Annotated in this window: 28 protein-coding genes; 14 read left to right on the top strand and 14 right to left on the bottom strand. The window is 62.5% G+C overall.

What is annotated here, in order from left to right:
- Window positions 1-221 precede the first annotated feature (221 nt).
- A complete protein-coding gene (locus V6657_RS09655) occupies window positions 222-404 on the bottom strand; it encodes a hypothetical protein (protein ID WP_048932198.1) in 183 nt (60 codons plus the stop codon).
- Window positions 405-522: 118 nt separating this feature from the next.
- Complete coding sequence (lexA, locus tag V6657_RS09650; RefSeq protein ID WP_048932199.1) at window positions 523-1,176, bottom strand: transcriptional repressor LexA; 654 nt, start codon at window positions 1,174-1,176, stop codon at window positions 523-525.
- Window positions 1,177-1,429: 253 nt separating this feature from the next.
- Here lexA and V6657_RS09645 point away from each other — a divergent pair, with 253 nt between their 5' ends.
- The 9 genes from V6657_RS09645 to V6657_RS09605 all read left to right on the top strand — a co-directional run bounded on the left by V6657_RS09645 (window position 1,430) and on the right by V6657_RS09605 (window position 8,268).
- Window positions 1,430-2,206, top strand: coding sequence for a ferredoxin--NADP reductase (locus V6657_RS09645; RefSeq protein WP_048932200.1), 777 nt, complete (start codon window positions 1,430-1,432; stop codon window positions 2,204-2,206).
- 138 nt (window positions 2,207-2,344) lie between these two features.
- Window positions 2,345-3,337, top strand: a complete 993-nt coding sequence (locus tag V6657_RS09640; protein WP_048932361.1) for an asparaginase — start codon at window positions 2,345-2,347, stop codon at window positions 3,335-3,337.
- Window positions 3,338-3,430: 93 nt separating this feature from the next.
- The gene (gene rpsF, locus V6657_RS09635; RefSeq protein ID WP_039595966.1) at window positions 3,431-3,799 is read left to right on the top strand and encodes a 30S ribosomal protein S6; all 369 of its coding nucleotides are present in this window, start codon (window positions 3,431-3,433) and stop codon (window positions 3,797-3,799) included.
- A 41-nt stretch (window positions 3,800-3,840) separates the two neighbouring features.
- Window positions 3,841-4,167: a primosomal replication protein N gene (priB, locus tag V6657_RS09630; RefSeq protein ID WP_048932201.1), complete on the top strand. Its 327-nt coding sequence runs from the start codon at window positions 3,841-3,843 to the stop codon at window positions 4,165-4,167.
- Window positions 4,168-4,170: 3 nt separating this feature from the next.
- Window positions 4,171-4,458 (top strand): 30S ribosomal protein S18, encoded by a 288-nt coding sequence (gene rpsR, locus V6657_RS09625; RefSeq protein ID WP_048932202.1) that lies wholly within the window; start codon window positions 4,171-4,173, stop codon window positions 4,456-4,458.
- A gap of 24 nt (window positions 4,459-4,482) precedes the next feature.
- Window positions 4,483-4,935 (top strand): 50S ribosomal protein L9, encoded by a 453-nt coding sequence (gene rplI / locus V6657_RS09620; RefSeq protein ID WP_048932203.1) that lies wholly within the window; start codon window positions 4,483-4,485, stop codon window positions 4,933-4,935.
- A 143-nt stretch (window positions 4,936-5,078) separates the two neighbouring features.
- Complete coding sequence (locus tag V6657_RS09615; protein ID WP_048932204.1) at window positions 5,079-6,467, top strand: replicative DNA helicase; 1,389 nt, start codon at window positions 5,079-5,081, stop codon at window positions 6,465-6,467.
- 149 nt (window positions 6,468-6,616) lie between these two features.
- A complete protein-coding gene (locus V6657_RS09610) occupies window positions 6,617-7,243 on the top strand; it encodes a DUF47 domain-containing protein (protein WP_048932205.1) in 627 nt (208 codons plus the stop codon).
- Window positions 7,244-7,257: 14 nt separating this feature from the next.
- Window positions 7,258-8,268 (top strand): inorganic phosphate transporter, encoded by a 1,011-nt coding sequence (locus V6657_RS09605; RefSeq protein WP_048932206.1) that lies wholly within the window; start codon window positions 7,258-7,260, stop codon window positions 8,266-8,268.
- Window positions 8,269-8,339: 71 nt separating this feature from the next.
- Here the strand turns inward: V6657_RS09605 and V6657_RS09600 are convergent, their stop codons facing one another.
- The 3 genes from V6657_RS09600 to V6657_RS09590 form a co-directional block, all read right to left on the bottom strand.
- Window positions 8,340-9,059 carry a C40 family peptidase gene (locus tag V6657_RS09600; RefSeq protein ID WP_048932207.1) on the bottom strand — a complete coding sequence of 240 codons (720 nt, stop codon included), beginning with the start codon at window positions 9,057-9,059 and terminating at the stop codon, window positions 8,340-8,342.
- Window positions 9,060-9,222: 163 nt separating this feature from the next.
- A complete protein-coding gene (locus tag V6657_RS09595; protein ID WP_048932362.1) occupies window positions 9,223-9,648 on the bottom strand; it encodes a hypothetical protein in 426 nt (141 codons plus the stop codon).
- A 119-nt stretch (window positions 9,649-9,767) separates the two neighbouring features.
- Window positions 9,768-11,486, bottom strand: coding sequence for a PhoH family protein (locus tag V6657_RS09590; protein WP_048932208.1), 1,719 nt, complete (start codon window positions 11,484-11,486; stop codon window positions 9,768-9,770).
- 113 nt (window positions 11,487-11,599) lie between these two features.
- Here V6657_RS09590 and V6657_RS09585 point away from each other — a divergent pair, with 113 nt between their 5' ends.
- Window positions 11,600-11,863 (top strand): hypothetical protein, encoded by a 264-nt coding sequence (locus tag V6657_RS09585; RefSeq protein WP_137884624.1) that lies wholly within the window; start codon window positions 11,600-11,602, stop codon window positions 11,861-11,863.
- Window positions 11,864-11,954: 91 nt separating this feature from the next.
- Here V6657_RS09585 and V6657_RS09580 read toward each other — a convergent pair whose 3' ends face one another.
- The 9 genes from V6657_RS09580 to V6657_RS09540 all read right to left on the bottom strand — a co-directional run bounded on the left by V6657_RS09580 (window position 11,955) and on the right by V6657_RS09540 (window position 20,179).
- Complete coding sequence (locus V6657_RS09580) at window positions 11,955-12,419, bottom strand: peroxiredoxin (protein ID WP_048932209.1); 465 nt, start codon at window positions 12,417-12,419, stop codon at window positions 11,955-11,957.
- A gap of 83 nt (window positions 12,420-12,502) precedes the next feature.
- Window positions 12,503-13,396, bottom strand: coding sequence for a 4-deoxy-4-formamido-L-arabinose-phosphoundecaprenol deformylase (locus V6657_RS09575; protein ID WP_048932210.1), 894 nt, complete (start codon window positions 13,394-13,396; stop codon window positions 12,503-12,505).
- 22 nt (window positions 13,397-13,418) lie between these two features.
- Window positions 13,419-14,477, bottom strand: coding sequence for a bifunctional UDP-4-keto-pentose/UDP-xylose synthase (locus V6657_RS09570; RefSeq protein ID WP_053166299.1), 1,059 nt, complete (start codon window positions 14,475-14,477; stop codon window positions 13,419-13,421).
- A 16-nt stretch (window positions 14,478-14,493) separates the two neighbouring features.
- Window positions 14,494-15,423, bottom strand: a complete 930-nt coding sequence (locus V6657_RS09565; protein ID WP_048932211.1) for a formyltransferase — start codon at window positions 15,421-15,423, stop codon at window positions 14,494-14,496.
- Window positions 15,420-16,415 carry a glycosyltransferase gene (locus tag V6657_RS09560; RefSeq protein WP_048932212.1) on the bottom strand — a complete coding sequence of 332 codons (996 nt, stop codon included), beginning with the start codon at window positions 16,413-16,415 and terminating at the stop codon, window positions 15,420-15,422. Before V6657_RS09560 ends, V6657_RS09565 begins: the two co-directional genes overlap by 4 nt.
- A gap of 7 nt (window positions 16,416-16,422) precedes the next feature.
- On the bottom strand, window positions 16,423-17,583 hold the full coding sequence (locus V6657_RS09555; RefSeq protein ID WP_048932213.1) for a DegT/DnrJ/EryC1/StrS aminotransferase family protein: 1,161 nt from the start codon (window positions 17,581-17,583) through the stop codon (window positions 16,423-16,425).
- Between the two features lie 43 nt (window positions 17,584-17,626).
- A complete protein-coding gene (locus V6657_RS09550) occupies window positions 17,627-17,998 on the bottom strand; it encodes an SMR family transporter (RefSeq protein WP_048932214.1) in 372 nt (123 codons plus the stop codon).
- Between the two features lie 125 nt (window positions 17,999-18,123).
- The gene (locus V6657_RS09545) at window positions 18,124-19,794 is read right to left on the bottom strand and encodes a glycosyltransferase family 39 protein (protein WP_048932215.1); all 1,671 of its coding nucleotides are present in this window, start codon (window positions 19,792-19,794) and stop codon (window positions 18,124-18,126) included.
- Window positions 19,795-19,798: 4 nt separating this feature from the next.
- Window positions 19,799-20,179 (bottom strand): Mth938-like domain-containing protein, encoded by a 381-nt coding sequence (locus V6657_RS09540; protein WP_048932216.1) that lies wholly within the window; start codon window positions 20,177-20,179, stop codon window positions 19,799-19,801.
- Window positions 20,180-20,271: 92 nt separating this feature from the next.
- On the opposite strand from V6657_RS09540, the gene V6657_RS09535 reads away from it, so the two are divergent.
- The 4 genes from V6657_RS09535 (at window position 20,272) to thrC (ending at window position 24,569) form a co-directional block, all read left to right on the top strand.
- On the top strand, window positions 20,272-20,484 hold the full coding sequence (locus tag V6657_RS09535; protein ID WP_137884623.1) for a hypothetical protein: 213 nt from the start codon (window positions 20,272-20,274) through the stop codon (window positions 20,482-20,484).
- A complete protein-coding gene (locus V6657_RS09530) occupies window positions 20,450-21,691 on the top strand; it encodes a pyridoxal phosphate-dependent aminotransferase (protein ID WP_031329206.1) in 1,242 nt (413 codons plus the stop codon). Before V6657_RS09535 ends, V6657_RS09530 begins: the two co-directional genes overlap by 35 nt.
- A 91-nt stretch (window positions 21,692-21,782) precedes the next feature.
- Complete coding sequence (locus V6657_RS09525) at window positions 21,783-23,108, top strand: homoserine dehydrogenase (protein WP_048932217.1); 1,326 nt, start codon at window positions 21,783-21,785, stop codon at window positions 23,106-23,108.
- Between the two features lie 15 nt (window positions 23,109-23,123).
- Complete coding sequence (thrC, locus tag V6657_RS09520; RefSeq protein WP_048932218.1) at window positions 23,124-24,569, top strand: threonine synthase; 1,446 nt, start codon at window positions 23,124-23,126, stop codon at window positions 24,567-24,569.
- Window positions 24,570-24,571: the final 2 nt, after the last annotated feature.

The following is a 24,571-nucleotide window of genomic DNA, read 5'->3' as shown; positions in this document are numbered from 1 at the left end:
CACGCCAAACAAAATCCGGGTAAACGTCCGTTTTGCCAGCGAAACATTCGCGAATGTGGCGCTGCATCAACATGCGGACTGAAAAAACAGCCCGCACAAATGGCGGGCCGAAAATCAGTTGAAGAAAGCCCTGTCCTCAGGGCCCGGCCAGTGTATGAAATCAGTTGCGGCGGCAGCATTGGGGAATGCCCTGATCGGGGCCACTAGGTGACGCACTGGCATCAATAGTGTTCGGCGCCAGCCGGGCGTGCCGCTGTCGGAATGGCGTCCAGCATGCGGCAGATCGCGGCCATGCTCCCGACCATCGTGCGGCGTTGTTCCCCCTGATAGATGCGCACGCCCTGGGTTTGGCGGTAGGGCACCGGATGCACCGGGCGGCGGGAAGACATCGATCCGAGTCGCATGGCAGACCTCGTGAGTTCGGGTGAAAAAGCGGGCGGCAAGACTCTGCCCCGGCGAGCCGACGGCTCACCTCCGGGTAGGGCAAGCAACAAGGGAAAGCGGCGCGCGAGCGCCTCAGGCTTACGGGGCGGCTGGTCGGATCAGGCCGACAGCCAAGCCCTCCAGATGAAACTCGTCGCGATCCAGATCGACGTGGATCGGCTCAAAGTCTGGATTCTCGGCAATCAACTCAACATGACGGCCCTTGCGCTGGAAGCGCTTGACCGTGACGTCGTCACCCAGGCGAGCAACGACAATCTTGCCGTTGGAGGCTTCAGTCGCGCGCTGCACGGCCAGCAGGTCGCCATCCAGGATGCCGGCGTCGCGCATGCTCATGCCGCGCACTTTCAGCAGGAAGTCCGGTTGGGCCGAGAACAGTGACGGATCGACTTGGTACTGCCGATCAATATGTTCGGCGGCCAGGATCGGGCTACCGGCAGCCACACGGCCAACCAGCGGCAACGTCAATTGCATCAGGCCCATCGACGGCAGCGAGAACTGATGCTGGCTGGCGTCATCGCCCATTGCACGTAGCCGGATGCCGCGCGAGGCGCCAGGCGTCAGTTCGATCACGCCTTTGCGCGCCAGCGCCCGCAGATGTTCTTCAGCGGCATTGGGCGACGAGAAACCAAACTCCGCGGCAATCTCAGCGCGGGTGGGCGGAAAGCCGGTGCGCTGGATCGTCTGGCGGATCAGGTCGTAGATCTGCTGCTGGCGGGGGGTGAGGGTGGCCATTGGCGTACTGTATATTTGAACAGGTGCTGTGATTTTATACAGTGACGCGGGAAGCGCAAGTGATTTCGTTGCGGCATGTTGCGCGGGTGCGCCGCAGCCTCTGACCCAAGTCAAAACCTGTGCGGCTGGTTAGAAGCTTATGCGCAATCCATACAGGCGCGGCTGAGGGGAATCGCATAAAATCAAGGCCTTGACCGTATTTTGCACTGCCACATAGCCCGATTGAACCTCGTTGGGCTGGCCAAACGTCACCATGTCCGCATTCAATCAAGAGACCGTTCTGAGCGTCCATCACTGGAACGACTCCCTGTTCAGCTTCAAGACCACGCGCGACCAGGCGCTGCGCTTCCACAACGGCCACTTCGTTATGATCGGCCTGGAAGTCGAGGGCAAGCCGCTGATGCGTGCCTACAGCATTGCCAGCCCGAACTACGAAGAGCATCTGGAGTTCTTCAGTATCAAGGTCCAGAACGGCCCGCTCACTTCGCGCCTGCAGCACCTGAAAGTGGGCGACAAGCTGCTGGTGAGCAAGAAGCCGGTCGGCACGCTCGTGCTGGATGACCTGCTGCCTGGCAAGAACCTCTACCTGTTCGGTACCGGCACTGGTCTGGCGCCGTTCATGAGCATCATCCAGGACCCGGATACCTACGAGCGCTTCGAAAAGGTCGTGCTGCTGCACGGCGTGCGCCAAGTGAGCGAGTTGGCCTATGCCGACTTCATCACCAGCGAACTGCCGAACAACGAATTCTTCGGCGACCAGGTGCGTGAGAAGCTGATCTATTACCCGACCGTCACGCGCGAGCCGTTCCGCAACATGGGCCGCCTGACGGACCTCGTGGACAACGGCAAGCTATCCGCCGACATTGGCCTGCCGCCGATGGACCCGGCCGTGGATCGCGCCATGATCTGCGGCAGCCCAGCCATGCTGGAAGACACCTGCAAGCTGCTCGATGCGCGTGGTTTCAAGATTTCGCCGCGCATGGGTGAGGCCGGTGACTACGTGATCGAACGCGCCTTCGTCGAGAAGTAAGCGCCGCTGCTTCTGTTGCAAACGCCGGCCTGAGTGCCGGCGTTTTGCTTTAGCGCTTGCCCAAGGGCAATCCCGCGTCGGCAAAGGAGGGGCGCGCGGATACAATGCGCGCCTCGTCCACCACGCATGTTCGCAACGATGTCCTTGCCTACCATTGCTATCCTCGCTACCGGCGGCACGATCGCTGGGTCCGCTGATGATGCTGGCGCTGCCGCCCGCTACCGTGCCGGCGCTGTGCCCATCGATCAATTGCTTGCCGCCAGCAAGCTTGGGTTGGAGCGCATTGCCAATGTGCGCGCCGAGCAGGTCGCACAGATTGATAGCAAAGACCTGACCTTCGATGTGTGGGAGAGACTGGTCGCGCGCATCCGCCACTGGATCGACGTCGAGCGCGTGGATGGCGTGGTCATCACACACGGCACGGATACGCTCGAAGAGACGGCCATGCTGCTGCACCTGACGCAGCAGACCGATGTGCCCATCGTTGTGACCGCCGCGATGCGGCCGTCGACCTCGCTGTCGGCGGATGGTCCGCTGAACCTGCTGAACGCCGTGCGACTGGCGGCCAGTCCGGCCTCGCGGGGGCGCGGTGTGCTGGTGGCGCTCAATCAGCGCGTGCATGCGGCACGTGACGTACAGAAGGGGCACACCTACGCGGTGGAGGCGTTTGTCTCGCCCGATAGTGGTCCGGTGGGTTTTGTGCTGGACACGCAGGTGCAGTTTTCGCGCGCGACCCAGCGCCCAGCATCGGCTGACGTGCTGCCGATGCCGCAGGCGGGTCAATGGCCGTGGGTCGAGGTGCTGGCGAGCTATGCGCAGCCGGATGCGCGACTGGTCGATACGCTGGTCGCGGCCGGCGTGAAGGGGCTGGTGATTGCGGCCACTGGTGCGGGCTCGATTCACACGAATCTCGAGGCCGCACTTGAGCGCGCTAGCCAGCAAGGCGTGTTTGTGCTGCGTTCGACACGTACCGGCGCGGGCGTCGTGCCCGCGCAACCCAATGGGCAGGGCTGGGCCTCCACGGGCACGCTCAATCCGTACAAGGCGCGCGTGCTGCTGATGCTGCTTCTCGCGGCGGGGCGTGCTCAGGCAGAAACTGCCTCCCTGCAGCAAGTCATTGATCGGTATTGAAAAAATCGCCAAAGCCTGCGTATAATGGCAAGCTAACCAACCTTGCTGCACCGGAGTGTGACGCCCGGGCGGCTTAATCCACAAGGAGCGTCAATGCGTCATTACGAAATCGTCTTCATCGTCCATCCGGACCAGAGCGAGCAAGTGCCTGCGATGATCGAGCGCTACAAGAGCACGGTCACCACGCAAGGCGGCCAAGTGCACCGCGTCGAGGACTGGGGCCGTCGTCAACTGGCCTACATGATCCAGAAGCTGGCCAAGGCTCACTACGTGTGCATGAACATCGAGTGCGGCAAGGAAACCCTGGCTGAGCTCGAGCACGCGTTCAAGTTCAACGACGCTGTGCTGCGTCACCTCATCGTTCAGACCAAGAAGGCTGAAACGGCTCCGTCGCCGATGATGAAGGAAGTGGCACGCGAAGAGGCCAAGAAGGCCGCCGCTCAGACCGAACAGGCCGCCTAATGCCGCGCGGTGCGGCGACCGTTTGATCACGCGCCGCGAGCATGAACGGAAACCCCGGGGACAACGCCATCAACCGCCTGCAGCTCGTCGCCACATTGGTCGAGCGCGAGGTGATGCGATACACCCCAGCCGGCGTGCCCATCGTCAATTGCTTGCTGACCTACAGCGGGCAAGCGATGGAAGCGCAGACGGCGCGACAGGTCGAGTTTTCGATCGAAGCGCTGGGTGCCGGCAAGATGGCCTCCGTTCTGGACCGCATCGCGCCGGGCACCGTCCTGGATTGCGTTGGATTCCTGGCTCGCAAGCACCGCAGCAGCAAGGCACTGGTCTTTCACATCTCCGGATGTAACGTATTCGTAAAGGATTGAATCATGGCATTCATGAACAAGAAGCAGCGCGACGCGAAGAACAAGAAGCGCTTCACGCAGCAAAACCCGCTGTTCAAGCGCAAGAAGTTCTGCCGCTTCACCGTGGCAGGCGTTGAGCAAATCGACTACAAGGATGTCGAAACGCTCAAGGACTTCATCGGCGAGAACGGCAAGATCACTCCGGCCCGCCTGACCGGCACGCGCGCGATTTATCAGCGCCAGCTCGATACGGCCATCAAGCGCGCGCGTTTCCTCGCGCTGATGCCGTACACCGATCAGCACAAGAAGTAATCGGCGCGGATAAGGAGAAAAACGATGCAAGTCATTCTGCTGGAAAAAGTCATCAACCTGGGTAACCTGGGCGACGTGGTGCGTGTGAAGGACGGTTACGCCCGTAACTTCCTGATCCCCCAAAAGCAAGCACGCCGTGCAACGGCTTCGGCGATCAAGGAATTCGAAGCTCGCCGCGCTGAGCTGGAAAAGCTGGCCGCTGAAAAGCTGGCCGCTGCACAAGCCGAAGGCGAAAAGCTGAACGGCCTGACGCTGCAACTGTCGCAAAAGGCTGGTGTGGATGGTCGTCTGTTCGGCTCCGTCACCAACCACGACATCGCTGACGCACTGGTTGCGCAAGGCTTCAAGGTCGAGAAGGCGCAAGTGCGTCTGCCGAATGGCCCGCTGAAGACCACGGGCGACCACGCGGTCGTCGTGTCGCTGCACACCGATGTGGCAGTCGACGTGAACGTATCGGTGCAAGGCGAGACCGTCTAAGCACGTACGCTGCACCTCGCTGCCGTCCGGGCAATCGGCCAGCGCGAGTCAAGAAGGCAGGGACGAAAGTCTCTGCCTTTTTTTGTTGTCATTTGTGTCAGGGGTTCAGATTGAAGACCGAGCAGCGCCGCTATAATCCCGCCATGAACGCGCCCTCCGATCCCCAGCTCGATTCCCTCAAGGTGCCCCCGCATTCCATCGAGGCCGAACAATCGGTGCTCGGCGGGCTGCTGCTGGACAACGCCGCCTGGGATCGCATTGCCGATTTCATCAACGAAGGCGATTTTTATCGCTACGACCACCGGCTGATTTTCCATCACATCGGCAAGTTGATCTCGCAGGCCAAGCCGGCTGACGTGATCACCGTGTATGAGCAACTGCAGGTCGTCGGCAAGGCAGAAGAGGTGGGGGGGCTGGCCTATCTGAACGCGCTGGCGCAGAACACGCCGAGTGCGGCCAACATTCGCCGCTATGCCGAGATTGTTCGTGACCGTGGTGTGCTGCGCCAGCTGGTGACGATTTCGGATGAGATTTCCGCCGGCGCCTTCAACCCGCAGGGCCGCGATGTGCGTCAACTGCTGGACGAGGCGGAATCCAAGGTGTTCGCGATTGCCGAAGAAGGCGCGCGCGGACAGAAAGGCTTCCTGGAAATTCAACCGCTGCTGACGCAGGTCGTTGAGCGGATCGACGAGCTGTACCACCGCGACAACCAGAGCGACATCACGGGCGTGCCGACGGGTTTCGTTGACCTTGACCGCATGACCAGCGGTATGCAAGGCGGGGACCTGATCATCGTGGCTGGCCGTCCGTCGATGGGTAAGACCGCGTTTTCGCTGAACATTGGCGAGCACGTGGCCGTGGAGCAGGGCCTGCCGGTGGCAGTGTTTTCGATGGAAATGGCGGGCACGCAGCTCGCCATGCGTATGCTGGGTTCGGTCGGCCGATTGGACCAGCATCGCTTGCGGACCGGGCGTCTGCTTGACGAAGACTGGCCGCGCCTGACGCACGCCATCCAGAAGATGAACGACGCGCAGCTCTTCATCGATGAAACGCCCGCGCTGAACCCAATGGAATTGCGTGCACGTTCGCGCCGCCTCGCGCGGCAGTGCGGGCAGCTCGGCCTGATCGTCATCGATTACCTGCAGCTGATGTCGGGCTCGGGCGGTGGTGAAAACCGTGCGACCGAAATCTCGGAAATCTCGCGTTCGCTCAAGGGCCTGGCCAAGGAACTCAACTGCCCGGTGATCGCACTGTCGCAGCTGAACCGAAGCCTTGAACAGCGCCCGAACAAGCGCCCGGTGATGTCGGACTTGCGGGAATCCGGCGCTATCGAACAGGATGCGGACGTGATTCTGTTCATCTATCGCGACCAGGTCTATAACCCGGATTCACCAGACAAGGGTACTGCCGAAATCATCATCGGTAAGCAGCGTAACGGGCCGATTGGTACGGTTCGTCTCACGTTCCTGGGTGAATACACGAAGTTCGATAACTTCACCGGCGGCAACGCCTTCTTCGACAACGATACGTAATCTGTTTTTCTTGTCGGTCTGCCACAACGTGCCACGTCTGGTACGTCTTTGGTTCCGGTAAAATATTGCGTTTTGATGACAGCGCCCGCGGTGATCCCGTCCGGCGCTGTTTTTACGACGTCTGCATTCCTCCGTTTTCAAGGATCATCATGTTCGGTCGCTTCATGCCCACCGAAGGCAAGTTTTTCGAATACTTCAACCAGCACGCCGAGTGCGCCGTCAAGGCGGCCCATGCGCTCAAGGAGCTGGTCAACGATCTGCCCAATGCAGAAATGCATGCGCGCAATGTGCAGAACTTCGAGAAGAAGGCCGACCGCATCACGCATGACACGGTCGAGCTGCTGCACAAGACCTTCATCACGCCGCTCGATCGCGACGAGATCCACAAGCTGATCACGACGATGGACGACATCCTCGACCTGATGGAGGACGTGTCGCTCACGATCTCGCTGTACGACGTGACCAACGTGACCGACGAATCGCGCCAGCTCGCTAACATTTGCGTGGCCTGCTGCGAGGAAGTCCGCAAGGCCGTGGCGCTGCTCAGCGACATGAACAACGGCCGCCAGATCCTGACCATCGCGCAAGAGATTGATCGCCTCGAATCGGAAGCCGACCGCGTGATGCGCGCCGCCATGGCCAAGCTGTTCCGCACCGAGAACGACATCAAGCTGCTGATCAAGCTGAAGGCGATCTACGAGCAACTGGAGAGCGTCACCGATCGTTGCGAGGATGTCGCCAACATCATCGAAGGCATCGTGCTCGAAAACGCCTGACGAGACGACGCCTCATGCATACGCTTCAGATCAGTCTCTGGGTGGTCGTCCTACTGGTGGGATTGGCCATCGTGTTCGACTTCATGAACGGCTTCCATGATGCGGCCAACTCCATCGCTACGGTGGTGTCGACCGGCGTGCTCAAGCCGCAGCAGGCAGTGGCGATGGCCGCAGCCTGCAACGTGATCGCCATTTTCATCTTCCACCTCAAGGTGGCAACGACGGTGGGTCGGGACACCATCGATCCATCGATCGTCGACCACTACGTCATTTTCGGGGCGCTGGTGGGCGCCATCGCATGGAACATCATCACGTGGTACTACGGCATCCCGTCTAGCTCATCGCACGCGCTGATTGGCGGTCTGATTGGCGCGGCTGTTGCCAAGTCCGGTACGGGTTCGCTGGTCGCGAGCGGTCTGCTCAAGACGGTGGCCTTTATCCTGATTTCGCCGCTGCTGGGGTTCATTCTCGGGTCGATCCTGATGGTGGCGGTGTCGTGGTTGTTCTTCCGAACGCCGCCATCCAAGGTGGACAGGTGGTTCCGGCGGCTGCAGTTGCTGTCGGCTTCGCTGTACAGCCTGGGGCATGGCGGCAACGACGCGCAGAAGACCATCGGCATCATCTGGATGCTGCTGATCGCGGGTGGCTACGCATCGGCCACGGCTGCGGAGCCGCCGGTGTGGGTCATCGTCTGCTGCTATGTGGCGATCGGCCTGGGCACGCTGATGGGCGGCTGGCGCATCGTGCGCACCATGGGGCAGAAGATCACCAAGCTCAAGCCGGTGGGCGGTTTCTGCGCTGAAACCGGTGGCGCGCTGACGCTGTTCCTCGCATCAGCCTTGGGCGTGCCTGTGTCGACCACGCATACGATCACTGGCGCCATCGTCGGTGTGGGCTCGGCGCAGAAGGCTTCGGCCGTGCGCTGGGGTGTCGCCGGCAACATCGTCTGGGCGTGGATTCTGACGATCCCCGCGTCCGCGTTCATGGCGGCGATTGCCTGGTGGATCGGCCGGCACGTGCTGTAAATCGATTGCCAACGCGTAAAGCGAAACGCCCACCAAATTGGTGGGCGTTTTGTTTTGGGAATGCCGGCGCGCTACTGCGTGGCGAAGCGGGCGATGGGGTCGTCGTCCACAGGTACGGTGTTGGACGGTGTGCTGCGTGCGCGGGCGAGGGCGCCCAGCGGGTCGTCGTCGATCATCCGTGCTGGTGTTGCAGGCGCTGCCGGGATCGGCGCGACAGCAGGCGCAGGGGCATCCGGCAGATTGCCAACCGCCACCACGCGGCGTGCTCCCATGTAGCGGCTCGCCCAATAGGACTTGGTCATGTCCTCCAGACGCACCGTGCCACCGGTCGCCGGGGCATGCACGAAACGATTCTGGCCAACGTAGATGCCGACGTGCGAGTTTGGCTGGCCCGTCGTGTTGAAGAAGACGAGATCGCCCGAGGCCACGTCACGGCGTTCCAGCGAGGTACCGCGACGGCCCATCTCAGCAGCGGTACGGGGCAGATTGACCGAGGCGGCGCGCTGCACGACGTAGCGCACGAGTCCGCTGCAATCGAAGCCCGTGTCAGGCGTATTGCCACCGTAGCGATACGGCGTGCCGACCAGCGCCATGGCCTCGATGGAGATTTCCTCCAGCCCTGCGCTCGGATCATTGATCGTGGCGCCGCGTGTGCGCAGCCCGGTGGTATCGCGGGAGGCGGTGGAGCGGGTAGGCGTCGATGAGCAGGCGGACAGCAGGCACACCAGCGCCAGCAGGGCGGCGCCTGCCAGTCGGGTGTTGCCATGAGGAGAACTGTGCCGCGTCTGCATGCGCCATCAGGAAAGTCCGGATAGCTCGCATGCTATGCGCTCGGCGCCCGAAATGCCAAATTCGGGCCAACGCAGGCCACGCGGCGTGTTGGTGAGGCGCAACGCCAAGCGGGGCGCGGGTCTGTGGAATTTGCCCCGATGGCGTCGCGGTTTGCGGGCGGTGTTACCAGTTCAGCTGCACGTTCCGTGTACTGCCGGTCTGCACGGTGACGCGCTTGGTGGTGCCTTGGTAGGTGGCGATGACGTTGTAGCTGGCCGGTGGTGCCTTGATCAGGCAGCGCGGACCATCGGCGCGGAAACTTGCCACTTCCTTGCCATGGCGGGTGATTTGAACGTCAACGTCGGCGAGGTATTCGCCACGCGGCCCCTGTGTGAATAGCAGAGACAAGTTGTAGTTGCGCGCTTCGGCGTTCAAGGCCTGTTGTTCATCCTGAGCAACGCCACCGCAGACGTAGCTGATCTGACCAGCGGTCTGCGGCGTGAGGTTGTTGCCCAGCGCGGTGGACGCGCCGGCGGACAACAGCATCGCCAGCGCGACCCAGGGTAATGTCGAGCGCGTACGGAACTGCGGATTTCGCTGCGTGAACATCATCGAGCCTCCTGCAGGTGAATGATCGGCAAGAAGTGCGCAGCAAGAAAAAGGCCGCGCAATTGCACGGCCTTGTGGCACAACGGTTTGCGACGGGCGAACCCGTCGCGGTATGGCGGTTACAGCACGTCCGACGCGTGATCTGCGAGTCGCGAACGCTCACCGCGCGCCAGCGTAATGTGACCGCTGTGGCTCCAGCCCTTGAAGCGATCCACCACGTAGGTCAGACCGGACGAACCTTCCGTCAGATACGGCGTGTCGATCTGCGCGATGTTCCCCAGGCAGATGATCTTCGTGCCCGGGCCCGCGCGCGTAACCAACGTCTTCATCTGCTTGGGCGTCAGGTTCTGTGCCTCGTCGATGATGAGGAACTTGTTGACGAAGGTGCGGCCACGCATGAAGTTCATGCTCTTGACCTTGATGCGCGAGCGGATCAGCTCTTGTGTGGCAGCGCGGCCCCATTCACCAGCGTTGTCGTCGGACTTCTGCAGGACTTCGAGGTTGTCGTCGAAGGCGCCCATCCACGGCTGCATCTTCTCTTCTTCCGTGCCAGGCAGGAAGCCGATGTCTTCACCCACGGGCACCGTGGCGCGCGTGATGATGATCTCGTTGTAGAGCTTCTGGTCCAGCACCTGCTCAAGGCCCGCCGCCAGCGCCAGCAGCGTCTTGCCCGTGCCTGCTGAGCCCAGCAGCGTGACAAAATCCACCTCCGGATGCATCAGCAGGTTCAGCGCGAAGTTCTGCTCGCGGTTGCGCGCGGTCACGCCCCAGACGTTGTTCTTCTGGTGCGTGTAGTCCTTGAGCGTCTGCAGCACGGCGGTCTTGCCGTTCAGCTCCTTGACCTGCGCGTACAGCGGCAGGCTGCCGTCATTCGGCTCCAAGAAGACGAACTGGTTGACCAGGAACGACGGCACCAGCGGGCCTGACAGGCGATAGAACGTCGTACCCGTCTTCGGGTCCTGCCAGCTCTCGATGTTCTTGCCGTGCTTTTGCCAGAAATCGGCGGGCAGGGCCATTACACCGCTGTAGAGCAGGTCAGTGTCTTCCAGTACGCGGTCGTTGAAATAGTCCTCTGCTGGCAGGCCGAGTGCGCGCGCCTTGATCCGCATGTTGATGTCTTTCGACACCAGCACGACGTTGCGATCCGGGCGCTGCTGCTGCAGCGCGGCCACTACCCCCAGGATCTGGTTGTCGGCTTTGCCCTGCGGCAGGCCGTCGGGCAGCTTGATGTCGTTCAGGCGCGTCTGGAAGAACAGGCGCCCTTGCGCATCGCGGTTGCCGAGTTTTTCGAGCGGTAAACCCTCGTCCATCACGCCGTCCGTGCCGGCAACCAACTGGTCGAGCGTGCGGCTGACCGTGCGGGCGTTGCGCGCGACTTCGCTCATGCCCTTCTTGTGGTTGTCCAACTCCTCCAACGTCATCATCGGCAGATAGACGTCGTGTTCCTCAAAGCGGAATAGCGACGACGGATCATGCATCAGCACGTTGGTGTCGAGCACGAACAGTTTGGTCGGGCCCTCGTCGCGACGGGCGCGGCGGCGGGCCGCGGTTTCGGTCGACTTGTCGGTGGCGGGCACCCTGTCGACGGTCTTGGTGGCGATGGTCGGGCGCTGGCGGGCGTCTTCCTTGGCCATTGGCGAAGCTTCGCCCGAACGGGCGCGGGCCGTGCTGCGTTTGGGTTGTGCACGGCCAGTTTCGGACAGCGCCTCGCGCTCCAGCGCGGGCACCGGTTTTCGAGGTTCCTGACCCGCCTTGGGCTTTCCGGCTTTGCCGAAAGGCTTGAATTCAGCCGGGTCTAGCAATTGGGCTGGCTGGGTGGGCATGGTCGGCAGCGGCATGCTTAGATTACCTCTCTGGAGGGAACAACGACGAAACACCGCGCCCGCTCATGGCGAGGCGATGCTGGTGGAAAACACATGGGAAAGGGCCGCCGCAGCGCGCATAGGTGCGCATGAACGACAGCCACAAAAAAGCCGCCATGACCTGCGAGAGGTGGGGCGGCCTGGGTGAGTACCACAATGAGCGCCACAGCAAGTTGCACGATTCGGACGTTCTGCCCAGCCTTGCTGCTGGGGAAAACGCCGATGCGGTATCAGGCCAACTTGGCCGCCGGTACCGTCGTGGGCAATCGGAATGGCATCCGGATTTCGTACTCATCGGTTCCGACTGTATCGGAAGCTTTTGGTATTTGCAATCTGTCACATGTGACGTCTAGTGCCGCGTTGCAGCCACGCGAAACTGCCCGTTGGGGAAGCGTCAGCGTGCCCTGTGCAGCGCTTTCGTGCCCGTCGGTAGCATGGCGCAGGTTACAGCGCGCGCACCGCCGCCAGCACGTCGTCCACATGACTGGGGACCTTCACACCGCGCCATTCCTTACGTAGCACGCCCTTGGCGTCGATCAGGAAGGTGCTGCGTTCGATACCGCGCACGTCCTTGCCGTACATCTTCTTCATCTTGATGGTGTCGAAGAGGTTGCAGACGGCTTCGTCGGTGTCGGAGATCAGCTCGAAAGGCATCTCCAGCTTGGCCTTGAAGTTCTCGTGCGACTTCAGGCTGTCACGCGAGATGCCAAACACCACGGCGCCGGCTGCTTCAAAGGCGTCGTACTGGTCTCGGAAATTCATTGCCTCGGTGGTGCAGCCGGGCGTGTTGTCCTTCGGATAGAAATACAGCACGACGATCTTGCCATGCTGCGACGCCGGCGAGAACGTGATGCCGCTGGTGGCCGGCGCGGAGAAATCGGGAAGAGGCTTGTCGAGGGTGACGGGCATGGTGTGTTCCGGAAAACCGCCGGGAGGGCTACAAGCGCGTGGACAGGGAAACAAGAAGCCTACCGGTCGCTGGTAACAGCAGATCAGGCTGGCTGAACGATCAAGCTGCCGCTGCGGCCTGCCACTTCGCCCCACGTGACGGGCTGAACGGGGAGGGTGCTGCGATCGAGCGTTGCGTAGTAATCGCCCATCGACGCCAGCCGATGGCCTTGCGCGCGCCAGCCCTGCAGCAACTCGCGGAAGATCGGGGCGAGTTTCTGCCCTTCAAGTTCTGCGTGCAAGGTAAAGACCTGGTCGCGGTCGGACTCGGTCATCTTGAGGATGTGCCGGGCGACGTTGTTGAGGGTGATGTCACCCACGCCGATGAGTTCATCCAGCGTCGGCAGCGTGGTCGGCAACTGCACGTGGTTCAGCGCCTGGCCGTCAACGCTCGGGATGTACGGATGCGTGCCACGGCCGTCGGAGGCGTAGGCCATGCCCCAGGCGTCGATCTGGCGGAAAGCGTGGTCGTTCATCTGCCAGCCGGCGGCGCCGTGCGTGACAGGTGCGTGACCGAAGATCTCAGCAAAACGTTTGTGCGAAGCGCCCATCTGGCGGGCCGTCCAGGCGGCATCGCGCTCGCGGACGTTGTCTTGCCAGAGCACGTGGTCCCACGTGTGGATGCCGGTCTCGAAACCTGCCTCGGCAATCGCGCGCATCTCTGCGGCAGCCTTGCGGCCGATGTCGGGGCCGGGCAGCAGCACGCCGTACATCAGCGTGCGCAGGCCGTAGTGCTCGACCACGGACGTGCGGGAAACTTTCTTCAGGAAGCCTGGGCGGAATGCCCGGCGCAGCGCCCAGCCGGTGTGGTCCGGGCCGAGGCTGAAGAGGAAGGTCGCGCCTGCCTCGTGCTCACGCAGCATGCGCGAGAGATTGGGCACGCCTTCGCGGGTGCCGCGCAGGGTGTCGACGTCGATCTTGAGAACGATGAGAGCCATGGACCTGCGCGGGTGTTGCTTCTTACTTGTTGCCGTTGCCTTCTTCGACCAGGCTGCGGGCGTCGGCCACGTGCATGCGATACGCTTCGAAGATGTTCGCCAGCGCGTCCTGCATCGTGGTGGTCGGCTTCCAGCCGAGTTCGTCCATGGTGTTGGCGATCTTCGGCACGCGGTTCTGCACGTCCTGGTAGCCGTTGCCGTAGTAGGCGCCGGAGGTCGTTTCCACCAGTTGGACTTGCTTCGCGCTGTCCTTGTATTCGTCGATCTTGGCGGCTTGCTCCAACATCATGTTGGCCAGCTCGCGCACCGAGTAGTTGTTCGACGGATTGCCGATGTTGTAGATCTTGCCCGTGGCCACGCCATCCTTGTTGGCGATGATGCGCACCAGCGCGTCGATGCCGTCATCGATATACGTGAAGGCGCGCTTCTGGCTGCCGCCGTCGACGAGCTTGATGTTCTCGCCGCGCACGATGTGGCCGAGGAACTGCGTCACAACGCGCGACGAACCTTCCTTCGGGGTGTAGATCGAGTCCAGGCCCGGGCCGATCCAGTTGAACGGGCGGAACAGCGTGAAGTTCAGGCCTTCCATGCCATAGCCCCAGATCACGCGGTCCATCAGCTGCTTCGAGCACGCGTAGATCCAACGCGGCTTGTTGATCGGGCCGTAGATCAGCGGCGAGGCTTCCGGATCGAATTCCGAGTCGCTGCACATGCCGTAGACCTCGGAGGTCGACGGGAAGACCAGGTGCTTCTTGTACTTGGCGGCCGAACGGACGATCGGCAGGTTGGCTTCAAAGTCCAGCTCGAATACGCGCAGCGGGTCTTTGACGTAGGTCGACGGCGTGGCGATGGCCACCAGCGGCAGGATCACGTCGCACTTCTTCACGTGATACTCGACCCACTCTTTGTTGATGGTGATGTCACCCTCGAAGAAGTGCATGCGCGGGTGGTTGACCAGGTCGCCCAGACGCTCGGTCTGCATGTCCATGCCATAGACCTCCCAGTCGGTGGTCTCCAGGATGCGCTTGGACAGGTGGTGGCCGATGAAGCCGTTGACGCCGAGGATCAGTACTTTTTTCATGAAGGCAAACTCAAGATCAGGAGATGGCAAGCTGGCTGGCGAGCTGCTGCGCGGTCACGACGGACGTGCCGCCGGCAGCATTGGGATCGACGCGCCAGAGCTCGTGGATAGCGATGGCTCCCCCATCGCCGCACACGCCGAACGTCGCATTATCCACGACGTGCAAGCCCGGGGGCAAATTCGTGAAGGTTTGATGTGCCAGACGGGCGCGCGCGACGATGTAGCGTTCGCTGCTGGCGTCGGTAAAGGCGCCGGGATAGGGCGGCGCGACGGCGCGAATCAGGTTGTAGACCTGCTGGGCCGGTTTTGACCAGTCGATGCGGCCGTCTTCGGGCTTGCGGCCGCCGAAATAGCTGCCGTTGGCGAGCACGTTCGGGTGCTGCGGAATCTGTCCTGCAATCATCGCGGGCAATGCGCGCCACAAGGTTTGTTCGGCGGCCACGGTGGCCTTCTCGAACACTTCGTGTGACGTATCGTCCGGCAAGATCGGCACGATGGTCTGGTCGACGATGTAGCCGGCGTCCGGCTTCTCGACCATCTCGTGCAGGGTGGCGCCGGTTTCGGTCTCGCCGTGCAGGACGGCCCAGTTGATGGGCACCCGGCCACGGTACTTCGGCAGGAGCGACCCATGCATGTTGAACGCGCCAAACTTGGCGAGGCTCAACAGCGACATCGGGATCATGTGCCGGTAGTAGAACGAAAAAATGAAATCCGGCTCGATCGCGGCAATGCGCGCGTGCAGATCTTCACCGTTCGCGTTTTCCGGCGTGATGAAGGGGAGTCCCAGTTCCTGTGCTGTGGCGCGCACGCTGCCAAACCAGATGTTCTCGGCAGCGTTGTCCTCGTGCGTGACGACGAGTTCGACCTGGATGCCACGCGCAGCCAGCACGCGCAGGCAGCGCACGCCGACGTTGTGATAGGCGAAGACGACAGCGCGGCGTGTCATGCGACACCTCGCTGCGAATTGTTCTTCAAGTCAGCCGGGCCGGCTTCGTGCAGGTGGGGTGTGTCTTCCAGCACACCCTGCACCAGATAGCGCGGACGCTCGCGCACCTGCTGGTAGATACGGCCGATGTACTCGCCCAACAGGCCGATGCCGAACAGGAGCACACCCATCAGGAAGAACGTGATGGCGAACAGCGTGAACACGCCCTGGACTTCGGCGCCCAGCACGAAGCGGCGCACCACCAGCAGGATGAACAGGATGGCCGAGGCCAGCGACAGCAGCATGCCGATCGCAGAGAACCACTGCAGCGGCACCACAGAGAAGCCCGTCACCAGATCGAAGTTCAGGCGCACCAGCTTGTACAGCGAGTACTTCGACTCGCCCGCGAAGCGTTCTTCGTGATCGACTTCGATTTCGGTCGGGTTCTTGCTGAAGGTGTAGGCCAGCGCCGGGATGAAGGTGTTGACTTCGCGGCAGCGGTTGATGGTGTCGACGATGGTCCGGTTGTAGGCGCGCAGCATGCAGCCCTGGTCGGTCATCTTGATGTGCGTGATGCGCTCGCGCAGCGAGTTCATGGCGCGCGATGCGGTGCGGCGGAACCAGCTGTCCTGGCGCACGCGCCGGATGGTGCCGACGTAGTCGTAGCCCTCGTCGAGCTTTTCGACCAGGCGGCCGATTTCTTCCGGTGGGTTCTGCAGGTCGGCGTCGAGCGTAACTACGCGCTCACCGCGTGCGTGCTCGAAGCCGGCCAGGATGGCCATGTGCTGGCCGTAGTTGCCGTTGAACAGCACGACGCGGGTGCTGTCCGGGCGTGCGCGGAACTGTTCGGCCAGCATGGCGGCGGAGCGGTCGCGGCTGCCATCGTTGACGAACACGACCTCGTACGAGATGCCGAGCGCATCGAGTGCGGGATACAGACGCGCAAACAGCGCGGCGAGCCCGTCTTCTTCGTTGTAGACAGGAATGACGACCGAGAGAGCGGGTGTCTTCATTATTGGCTTATTTGTACTGGGCGCAAAGTTGGCGGACCGCGCTGACCACGCGATCCACGTCAGAATCTTCCATGCCGGCGAACATCGGCAGCGTGACGATAGCGCGGCCGATGCGTTCTGCCACCGGGAACATACCCGGCTTCCAACCGAGTTCGCGATAGAGCTTGAACAGATGGATGGGCGGATAGTGCACGCCCGCGCCGATGCCCAGCGCCTTCAGGCCGGCCATGAATCCGGCGCGATCCACCTTCAGACGGTCCAGCGGCAGCACGATCTGGAACATGTGCCAGTTGGTGGTCGTGAAATCTTCCACCGGCAGCTCGACGCCGAACGATTCGATGTCGGCGGCGCGCATGGCGGCAAAGTAGCGGCGCGCGAGTGCGGCGCGGCGGGCCGTCACCGCTTCAAGCTGCGCGAACTGGCCCAGGCCAATCGCCGCATTGACATCCGTCAGGTTGAATTTGCCGCCGACCAGATCGACTTCCATGCCGTCGAAGCCGGTGCGCACGACGCCCTGCAGGCGGTACTTCTCGGCCAGCACGGCTTCTTCGGGCGTGTTCAGCACGAGCGCGCCACCTTCGATGGTGGTGATGTTCTTGTTGGCCTGGAAGCTGAAGCTGACCAGGTCGCCGATCTCACCGATGCGCTTGTCGCCCCAGCGCGAGCCGATGGCCTGCGCGGCGTCTTCCACCACGCGCAGCTTGTGGCGGCGGGCGATGTCGTACAGGCGGTCCATGTCGACGGGCAGGCCGGACAGGTAGACCGGGATGATCGCTTTCGTGCGCGGCGTAATGGCGGCCTCGACCTTGTCCAGATCGATGTTGCGCGTGACCGGGTCGATGTCGACGAAGACCGGCTTGGCGCCGACCGTCAGCACCACGTTGGACGTGGCTACCCACGAGATCGGCGTGGTGATGACCTCATCGCCCGGGCCAATGCCTGCGATGCGCAGCGCGACTTCCATCGTGGCCGTGCCGTTGGCGAAGGTCCGCACGATCCGGCCGCCGAAGTATTCCGACAGCGCGGCCTCGAATGCGGCAACCTTCGGGCCCGAGGTGATCCAGCCCGAGCGCAGCACATCGGCCACGGCGGCGATGGTCGCCTCGTCAATGGTCGGGCGCACGAAGGGCAGGAACGGTTGTTCAGCAGTGGCGTTGGTTTGCGTCATTGTGGCAAATGCGGACTGAAATAGGATGAGGAGGCCAAGCCGCTTATGAGCGGGCCAGTACGAGCACACCGACGAGGATGATGGCGATGCCGACCAGGCGCTGGATCGACAGCACTTCGCCAAACAGATACCACGCCAGGAAGGCATTGACCACGTAGCCCAGCGAGAGCATCGGATACGCAATGGTCACATCCACGCGCGACAGGCCGAGGATCCACACCACCACGGAAATCACGTAGCACGCTAGGCCGCCGATGATGGGCCACTGCGTTGCAAGCTTGATGCCGATCGGCACGATGTTTTCGGCCGAAAACGCAAAGCGGCCGATGTTGTTGACGCCCGCCTTGAGCAGCAACTGGGCGCAGGCATTGAGCATGACGCCTGTCAGGATCAGCCCGAAAGTGACCAGATTCATATGTTGTTTTGATGTTTTACCAACTGCGGCGGTTTCCCCGCGACTCTGCCGCCGGGGCGCATGTTACGACAATTCCGCTTGCACGCCCCTTTCGGCGGGGCTGAACAGTGGCATGCAGGTGGCACCTAGTTGCGCCGCACGATCACGCGGCGGGCATCACGGGCGATCACAATCATCGGTACGCCCTGGGCTGACAAGCGGTCATACGTGCCCGGCCCCATCATGGCGACGGCCTGGCCGCCTTCCTTCCAGCGGGCCACGAAGGCCTCGGTGGTCGGAATCCACTTGGTGGGCTCCTGCTCGATGCCGAAGGCCAGTTCGTCGGGCTGCTGCACCATCGTGGTCGGCGTGCCGAGGTAAAACGGCATTGTATGGTCCAGCCGCTCTACCGCATAGAACGGGACGCCAGGCTTCAGCCATGGCTTGACGGCCGGCACGAGATCGATACCCGACATCGAGCGCCCGAATGCCTCGTGGCCGAGCAGGGCTGTCGTAAACGTCAGGAACCACGCACAGGCGAACGCGACGAGACTCTCGAAGCGCTTGTCTGCAAAGCGCAGTGCCAGCCACGTAAAAACGGCTCCTGCAGCGAAGGCCACCGCCAGGAACAACCCAAAACGCGAAAACACGGCATTCGGGTACATGTCCGACGACATCGTTGCGACATAGCCGCTCGCCGCCAGACCGACGACGGCCAGCGCGAGGAAGGCCTTGAGCTGCCAGCGCCAAGCGCGCTCGCCGGTGTTCTCCAGCACCAGCGCAGCCAGAACCGCCAGCGCTGGGATGATCGGGAAGATATAGCCCGGCAGCTTGGAGTCGGAAATGCTGAAAAACGCGAAGATCAGAATGGCCCACAGGCCGAGCATGAGCGTTGGCCGGAAGCCATTGGCAGCCGTTTCACTGCGAGCGAAGGAGAGGCGCACCGCGCCCGGCAGTTGCGCAAGCCACGGCAGGAAGCCCGCCAGCAGCAACGGCACGAAATACCAGAGCGGCGCGTTGCGGTTGTGCACGGTCGATGTGAAGCGCTGGAAGTGCTCGTGCACGAAGAAGAACCACGCAAACTCCGGGTTACGCGCAGAAATCAGCACGAACCACGGCGCACCCACCGCAAAGAAGACGATCAGCCCAGTCACCAGGTGCAGTCGTTTCCACAATACCCAGTCACGCGCCACCAGCGTATAGACCACCAGCACGAAGCCCGGCAGCACCACGCCGATCAGGCCTTTGCTCAATACGGCCAGCGCCATCGACGCCCAGCAGACCCACATCCAGTTGCGTTGCTGGCTGCGCGTGGCATCCGGATGCTGTGCCAGCAGCAGCGCTGCCAGGGCCATCGTCATGCAGCCGGCCACGCCCATGTCGAGCGAATTGAAATGTGCGCCCACGTTCCACATCGGCGCGCTCACCAGGACCAGCCCGGTGATGACGGCGGTCCGTCTACCCCACCAACGCGCTGCTGCCAGCATCGTGAAAACGAGGCCGGCGATGCCCGACAACGCCGTGAACAGCCGTGCCTGCCAGTCGCCGATGCCGAACAGCGTGTAGGCGAGCGCCGTGCCCCACATCTGCAGCGGTGGCTTCTCGAAATACTTCAGAGCGTTGTAGCGGATGGTCACCCAGTCGCCCGTGGTGAACATCTCGCGGGCGATCTCGGCGTAGCGGCCTTCGTCGGTGGGGATCAGGTGGCGGTAGCCCAGCGTACCCAGCCAGACGGCCAGAAAGGCAGCGGCCAGCAGCCACAAGGAGGCATTGCGCCAGGGCAGGGCGGGCGCGTTGGCAGAGCGGTCGATCGGCATGCGGTCAGGCGCGTTCGATCAGCAATGCGGCCGCCGCTTTGCGGCCTTCCAGCATCAGGATGTTGTAGGTGCGGCCAGCGGCCTGCAGGTCCATTGCTTCCACGCCGATGCGCTTCTCGGTGAGTGGCGCGGTCAGGCGCGGGTGCGGAAAGCGCAGTTTGTTACCGGTGCCGAATACGACCACCTCCGCACCCAGTTCCAGCAGGCGGGCGAAGTGCTCCGGCGTGAGGTCTTCAAAGCGCGCGACATTCCACGGTATGACAGCACCTTCGGGCATGACGAGCACCGAATGCTCGTAGCGCACCTTGTTGATTTCGATATAGCCGTCGCCATAGGCGGTAACGGTATTGAGAACGGTGGTCGGATCAGAGGAATGGAGCTTCAAGGCGGAATCCCATCAGGCGCAATGGCTGCGGCGCACACAGCAGCAGGGCGCTAGGTTTCAGACTGCCGGGGCGATCTCGCTGCGTTGCAAAAATGCCCGCCGAAGTCTGTCATAATGGGCTAAATTATATCTTTTTCTCTCCTTTGCCCGCCGCGCCACAAGCGACGTCCGGCAAGGAAGAGCGCAGCGCTTGCCGCGCAAGTGGCGCCATCCTCGCCGCCTTGCTGCATTACAAAATCATCCGCAATCCAAGCCCGCTCGACATCGCCCGTGAAAACGATCCAGAAATCCGCCAAGCTCAATAACGTCTGCTATGACATTCGCGGCCCCGTGCTCGAGAAGGCCAAGCAGATGGAAGAAGACGGCCACAAGATCATCAAGCTGAACATCGGCAACCTGGCCCCGTTCGGCTTCGATGCCCCGGAAGAAATTCAGTTGGATATGATCCGCAACCTGCCGAATTCGGCCGGTTATTCGGATTCCAAGGGCATCTTTGCGGCGCGCAAGGCGGTGATGCACTACACGCAAGAGCAGGGCATCAAGAACGTCACGCTGGATGACATCTATCTGGGCAATGGCGCATCGGAGCTGATTTCGCTGGCGACCAACGCGCTGCTCGATCAGGGCGACGAGCTGCTCCTGCCGGCGCCCGACTACCCGCTGTGGACCGCGGTGACCAGCCTTTCGGGCGGCACGCCAGTGCATTACTACTGCGATGAGTCCAACGGCTGGATGCCGGATCTGGACGACATCCGCGCCAAGATTACGCCCAACACCAAGGGCATCGTCGTCATCAACCCGAACAACCCGACCGGCGCGTTGTATTCCGATGATCTGCTGCGCGGCATCATTGCGATTGCGCGCGAGCACGGCCTGGTGATCTTCGCCGACGAGGTGTACGACAAGGTCCTGTTCGACGACAACAAGCACACGGCCCTCGGCTCGCTGTCGGAAGATGTGCTGACGATCACGTTCAACAGCCTGTCGAAAAGCTACCGCTCGTGCGGCTACCGTGCCGGTTGGATGGTGGTGTCGGGTGACAAGCGCCCGGCCAAGGACTACATCGAAGGCCTGAACATGCTGTCGTCGATGCGCCTGTGCGCCAACGTGCCGGGCCAGTGGGCGATCCAGACTGCGCTGGGCGGTTATCAGAGCATCAAGGACCTGGTGGCGCCGGGCGGCCGCATGCGTCGTCAGCGCGACCTAGCGCACGAGTTGATCACGGCTATTCCGGGTGTGACCTGCGTGAAGCCCAAGGCTGCGCTGTACATGTTCCCGCGCCTCGATCCGGCTGTGTATCCGATTGAGGATGATCAGCAATTCATCCGCCAACTGCTGGAAGAGGAGCGTGTGCTGCTGGTGCAGGGCACGGGCTTCAACTGGCATTCGCCGGACCACTTCCGCATCGTCTTCCTGCCGCACGAAGACGATCTTCGCGAAGCGATTGGCCGAATTTCGCGCTTCCTGGAGCGGTACCGTCAGCGTCACGGTACTGGCATCCGGGCCGCATAGACTCGGTCTTCCGCCAGACATGTTGTGAGCGGGGCAGACCGAAGTGTCTGCCCTGTCTGTTTTTTGCCCTTCTGTTTTTACGATACGTCCCATGAATCCCATCAAGATCGGCCTGCTCGGGCTCGGTACCGTCGGTGGCGGTACCCTCAAGGTTCTGCAACGGAACCAGGAAGAAATCCGTCGTCGCGCCGGGCGCGGTATTGAAGTCGCCATGATTGCTGTGCGCAATCTCGACAAGGCACGCGCCATCGTGCAGGAAGCCGGTGCGACCGTGCCTGTGGTCAACGACCCGTTTGCGATTGTGGATTCGCCCGAGATCGATATCGTGGTGGAGCTGATCGGCGGCTATGACCTGACGCGCGAGCTGGTGCTGCGCGCCATCGCCAACGGCAAGCACGTCGTCACCGCCAACAAGGCGCTGCTGGCCGTGCACGGCAACGAGATCTTCAAAGCCGCCCAGGACAAGGGCGTGATGGTGGCGTTCGAGGCTGCGGTGGCTGGTGGCATCCCCATCATCAAGGCGCTGCGCGAGGGCCTGACGGCCAACCGCATCGAGTGGATCGCCGGCATCATCAACGGCACCACGAACTTCATCCTGTCGGAGATGCGCGACAAGGGCCTGGACTTCGACACCGTGTTGAAGGAAGCCCAGCGCCTGGGCTATGCCGAAGCCGATCCGACGTTCGACATCGAGGGCTTTGACGCCGCGCACAAGCTCACGCTCATGAGCGCGATCGCCTTTGGCGTGCCGGTGCAGTTCGAGCGCGCGTACGTGGAAGGCATCACCAAGCTGGAAGCCGTCGACATCCGCTATGCGGAAGAACTCGGCTACCGCATCAAGCTGCTCGGCCTGACGCGTCGCACCGATGCTGGCATCGAACTGCGTGTACACCCGACGCTGGTGCCGGCCAAGCGCCTGATCGCCAACGTGGAAGGCGCGATGAACGCCGTGGTCGTCAACGGTGACGCTGTGGGCCCGACGCTGTACTACGGCAAAGGCGCCGGCGCTGAGCCGACCGCCTCGGCTGTCGTTGCCGACCTAGTGGACGTGACCCGCCTGCACACCGCTGACCCGGAACACCGCGTGCCGCACTTGGCGTTCCAGCCGGACGCGCTGTCCGACACGCCGGTGCTGCCGATCGACGAAGTGCGTTCGAGCTACTACCTGCGCATTCGCGTGGCCGACCAGACGGGCGTGCTGGCCGATATCACGCAGATCCTGGCCAAGACAGGCATTTCGATCGACGCCATGCTGCAGAAGGAATCGCGCGAGGGCGAGCCCCAGCCGCAGACCGACATCATCATGCTGACGCACACGGCCGTCGAGAAACACGTGAACGGTGCCATTGCCGCCATCGAAGCGCTGCCGACCGTGCTGTCGAAGGTCAAGCGCATTCGCATGGAAGAACTGAACTAAGCGCAGGACACGAGCATGCAATACCGATCGACCCGCGGCCACAGCGAGCCGCAGAGCTTCTCCCGCATCCTGCTGGGCGGCCTGGCGCCGGACGGCGGCCTGTACCTGCCTGAGCAGTACCCGCAAGTCACCACAGACGAGCTGACGCGCTGGCGCGACCTGCCGTATGCCGATCTCGCGTTCGAGATCCTGCGCAAGTTCGCTACCGACATTCCCGAAGACGACCTGCGCGCACTGACCCGCCGTACCTACACGGCTGAGGTCTACAGCAACGCCCGCCAGGGCGACAACACCGCCGACATCACGCCGCTGCACAAGCTGGGCGAAGAGGGCGGCACGTCGCTCTCGCTGCTGTGCCTGTCCAATGGCCCGACGTTGGCCTTCAAGGACATGGCGATGCAGCTGCTGGGCAACCTGTTCGAATACGCACTCGACCGCGAACACGCCGAGCTGAACATCCTGGGCGCCACCTCCGGCGACACCGGCAGCGCGGCCGAATACGCCATGCGCGGCAAGCGCGGCGTGCGCGTGTTCATGCTGAGCCCGCACCGCAAGATGAGCGCGTTCCAGACCGCGCAGATGTTCAGCCTGCAAGACAAGAACATCTTCAACATCGCCATCGAAGGCGTGTTCGATGATGCGCAGGACATCGTCAAGGCCGTGTCGAACGACCACGAATACAAGGCCCGCCAGAAGATCGGCACGGTCAACTCGATCAACTGGGCGCGTGTCGTCGCCCAGGTCGTCTACTACTTCAAGGGCTACCTGCTGGCCGCCCCGAAGATCGGCGACAAGGTGTCGTTCTGCGTGCCGTCGGGCAACTTCGGCAACGTCTGCGCTGGGCACATCGCGCGCATGATGGGTTTGCCGATCGACAAGCTGGTGGTGGCCACCAACGAAAACGACGTGCTCGACGAGTTCTTCCGCACCGGCACGTACCGCGTGCGTTCGGCCGCGCAGACGTACCACACGTCCAGCCCGAGCATGGACATTAGCAAGGCCTCGAACTTCGAGCGCTTTGTGTTTGACCTGCTCGACCGCGATCCGGCGCGCCTCGCGCAACTGTTCCGCGACGTGGACGAGAAGGGTGGTTTCTCGATGACCGGCAAGCCGGAGTTCGACCGCATCGCCGAGTTCGGTTTTCTCTCGGGACGCAGCTCGCACGAAGACCGCGTCAACACGATCCGCGACGTGTTCGCCACCTACGGCACGATGATCGACACCCACACCGCCGATGGCGTGAAGGTGGCGCGCGAGAACCTGACGCCGGGTGTGCCGATGGTGGTGCTGGAAACGGCATTGCCGGCCAAGTTCGGCGACACCATCCGCGAAGCGCTGGACCGCGAGCCGGAGCGCCCGGCCGGTTACGCCGACATCGAATCGCTGCCGCAGCGTTTCGAAGTCATGCCTGCGGATGCCGACCGCATCAAGGGCTACATCGCCCAGCACACGGGCCTGTAAAC

The organism is Ralstonia sp. RRA (genome assembly GCF_037023145.1).
Classification (GTDB): Bacteria; Pseudomonadota; Gammaproteobacteria; order Burkholderiales; family Burkholderiaceae; genus Ralstonia.
Note: the sequence above shows the minus strand (reverse complement) of the source record. Positions and strands in the feature narration are given on the sequence as shown.

Coding starts and splice junctions, on each gene's coding strand:
- V6657_RS09655 (WP_048932198.1), bottom strand. CDS start 404: ATGCGACTCGGATCGATGTCTTCCCGCCGCCCGGTGCATCCGGTGCCC.
- lexA (WP_048932199.1), bottom strand. CDS start 1,176: ATGGCCACCCTCACCCCCCGCCAGCAGCAGATCTACGACCTGATCCGC.
- V6657_RS09645 (WP_048932200.1), top strand. CDS start 1,430: ATGTCCGCATTCAATCAAGAGACCGTTCTGAGCGTCCATCACTGGAAC.
- V6657_RS09640 (WP_048932361.1), top strand. CDS start 2,345: ATGTCCTTGCCTACCATTGCTATCCTCGCTACCGGCGGCACGATCGCT.
- rpsF (WP_039595966.1), top strand. CDS start 3,431: ATGCGTCATTACGAAATCGTCTTCATCGTCCATCCGGACCAGAGCGAG.
- priB (WP_048932201.1), top strand. CDS start 3,841: ATGAACGGAAACCCCGGGGACAACGCCATCAACCGCCTGCAGCTCGTC.
- rpsR (WP_048932202.1), top strand. CDS start 4,171: ATGGCATTCATGAACAAGAAGCAGCGCGACGCGAAGAACAAGAAGCGC.
- rplI (WP_048932203.1), top strand. CDS start 4,483: ATGCAAGTCATTCTGCTGGAAAAAGTCATCAACCTGGGTAACCTGGGC.
- V6657_RS09615 (WP_048932204.1), top strand. CDS start 5,079: ATGAACGCGCCCTCCGATCCCCAGCTCGATTCCCTCAAGGTGCCCCCG.
- V6657_RS09610 (WP_048932205.1), top strand. CDS start 6,617: ATGTTCGGTCGCTTCATGCCCACCGAAGGCAAGTTTTTCGAATACTTC.
- V6657_RS09605 (WP_048932206.1), top strand. CDS start 7,258: ATGCATACGCTTCAGATCAGTCTCTGGGTGGTCGTCCTACTGGTGGGA.
- V6657_RS09600 (WP_048932207.1), bottom strand. CDS start 9,059: ATGCAGACGCGGCACAGTTCTCCTCATGGCAACACCCGACTGGCAGGC.
- V6657_RS09595 (WP_048932362.1), bottom strand. CDS start 9,648: ATGTTCACGCAGCGAAATCCGCAGTTCCGTACGCGCTCGACATTACCC.
- V6657_RS09590 (WP_048932208.1), bottom strand. CDS start 11,486: ATGCCGCTGCCGACCATGCCCACCCAGCCAGCCCAATTGCTAGACCCG.
- V6657_RS09585 (WP_137884624.1), top strand. CDS start 11,600: ATGAACGACAGCCACAAAAAAGCCGCCATGACCTGCGAGAGGTGGGGC.
- V6657_RS09580 (WP_048932209.1), bottom strand. CDS start 12,419: ATGCCCGTCACCCTCGACAAGCCTCTTCCCGATTTCTCCGCGCCGGCC.
- V6657_RS09575 (WP_048932210.1), bottom strand. CDS start 13,396: ATGGCTCTCATCGTTCTCAAGATCGACGTCGACACCCTGCGCGGCACC.
- V6657_RS09570 (WP_053166299.1), bottom strand. CDS start 14,477: ATGAAAAAAGTACTGATCCTCGGCGTCAACGGCTTCATCGGCCACCAC.
- V6657_RS09565 (WP_048932211.1), bottom strand. CDS start 15,423: ATGACACGCCGCGCTGTCGTCTTCGCCTATCACAACGTCGGCGTGCGC.
- V6657_RS09560 (WP_048932212.1), bottom strand. CDS start 16,415: ATGAAGACACCCGCTCTCTCGGTCGTCATTCCTGTCTACAACGAAGAA.
- V6657_RS09555 (WP_048932213.1), bottom strand. CDS start 17,583: ATGACGCAAACCAACGCCACTGCTGAACAACCGTTCCTGCCCTTCGTG.
- V6657_RS09550 (WP_048932214.1), bottom strand. CDS start 17,998: ATGAATCTGGTCACTTTCGGGCTGATCCTGACAGGCGTCATGCTCAAT.
- V6657_RS09545 (WP_048932215.1), bottom strand. CDS start 19,794: ATGCCGATCGACCGCTCTGCCAACGCGCCCGCCCTGCCCTGGCGCAAT.
- V6657_RS09535 (WP_137884623.1), top strand. CDS start 20,272: ATGCCCGCCGAAGTCTGTCATAATGGGCTAAATTATATCTTTTTCTCT.
- V6657_RS09525 (WP_048932217.1), top strand. CDS start 21,783: ATGAATCCCATCAAGATCGGCCTGCTCGGGCTCGGTACCGTCGGTGGC.
- thrC (WP_048932218.1), top strand. CDS start 23,124: ATGCAATACCGATCGACCCGCGGCCACAGCGAGCCGCAGAGCTTCTCC.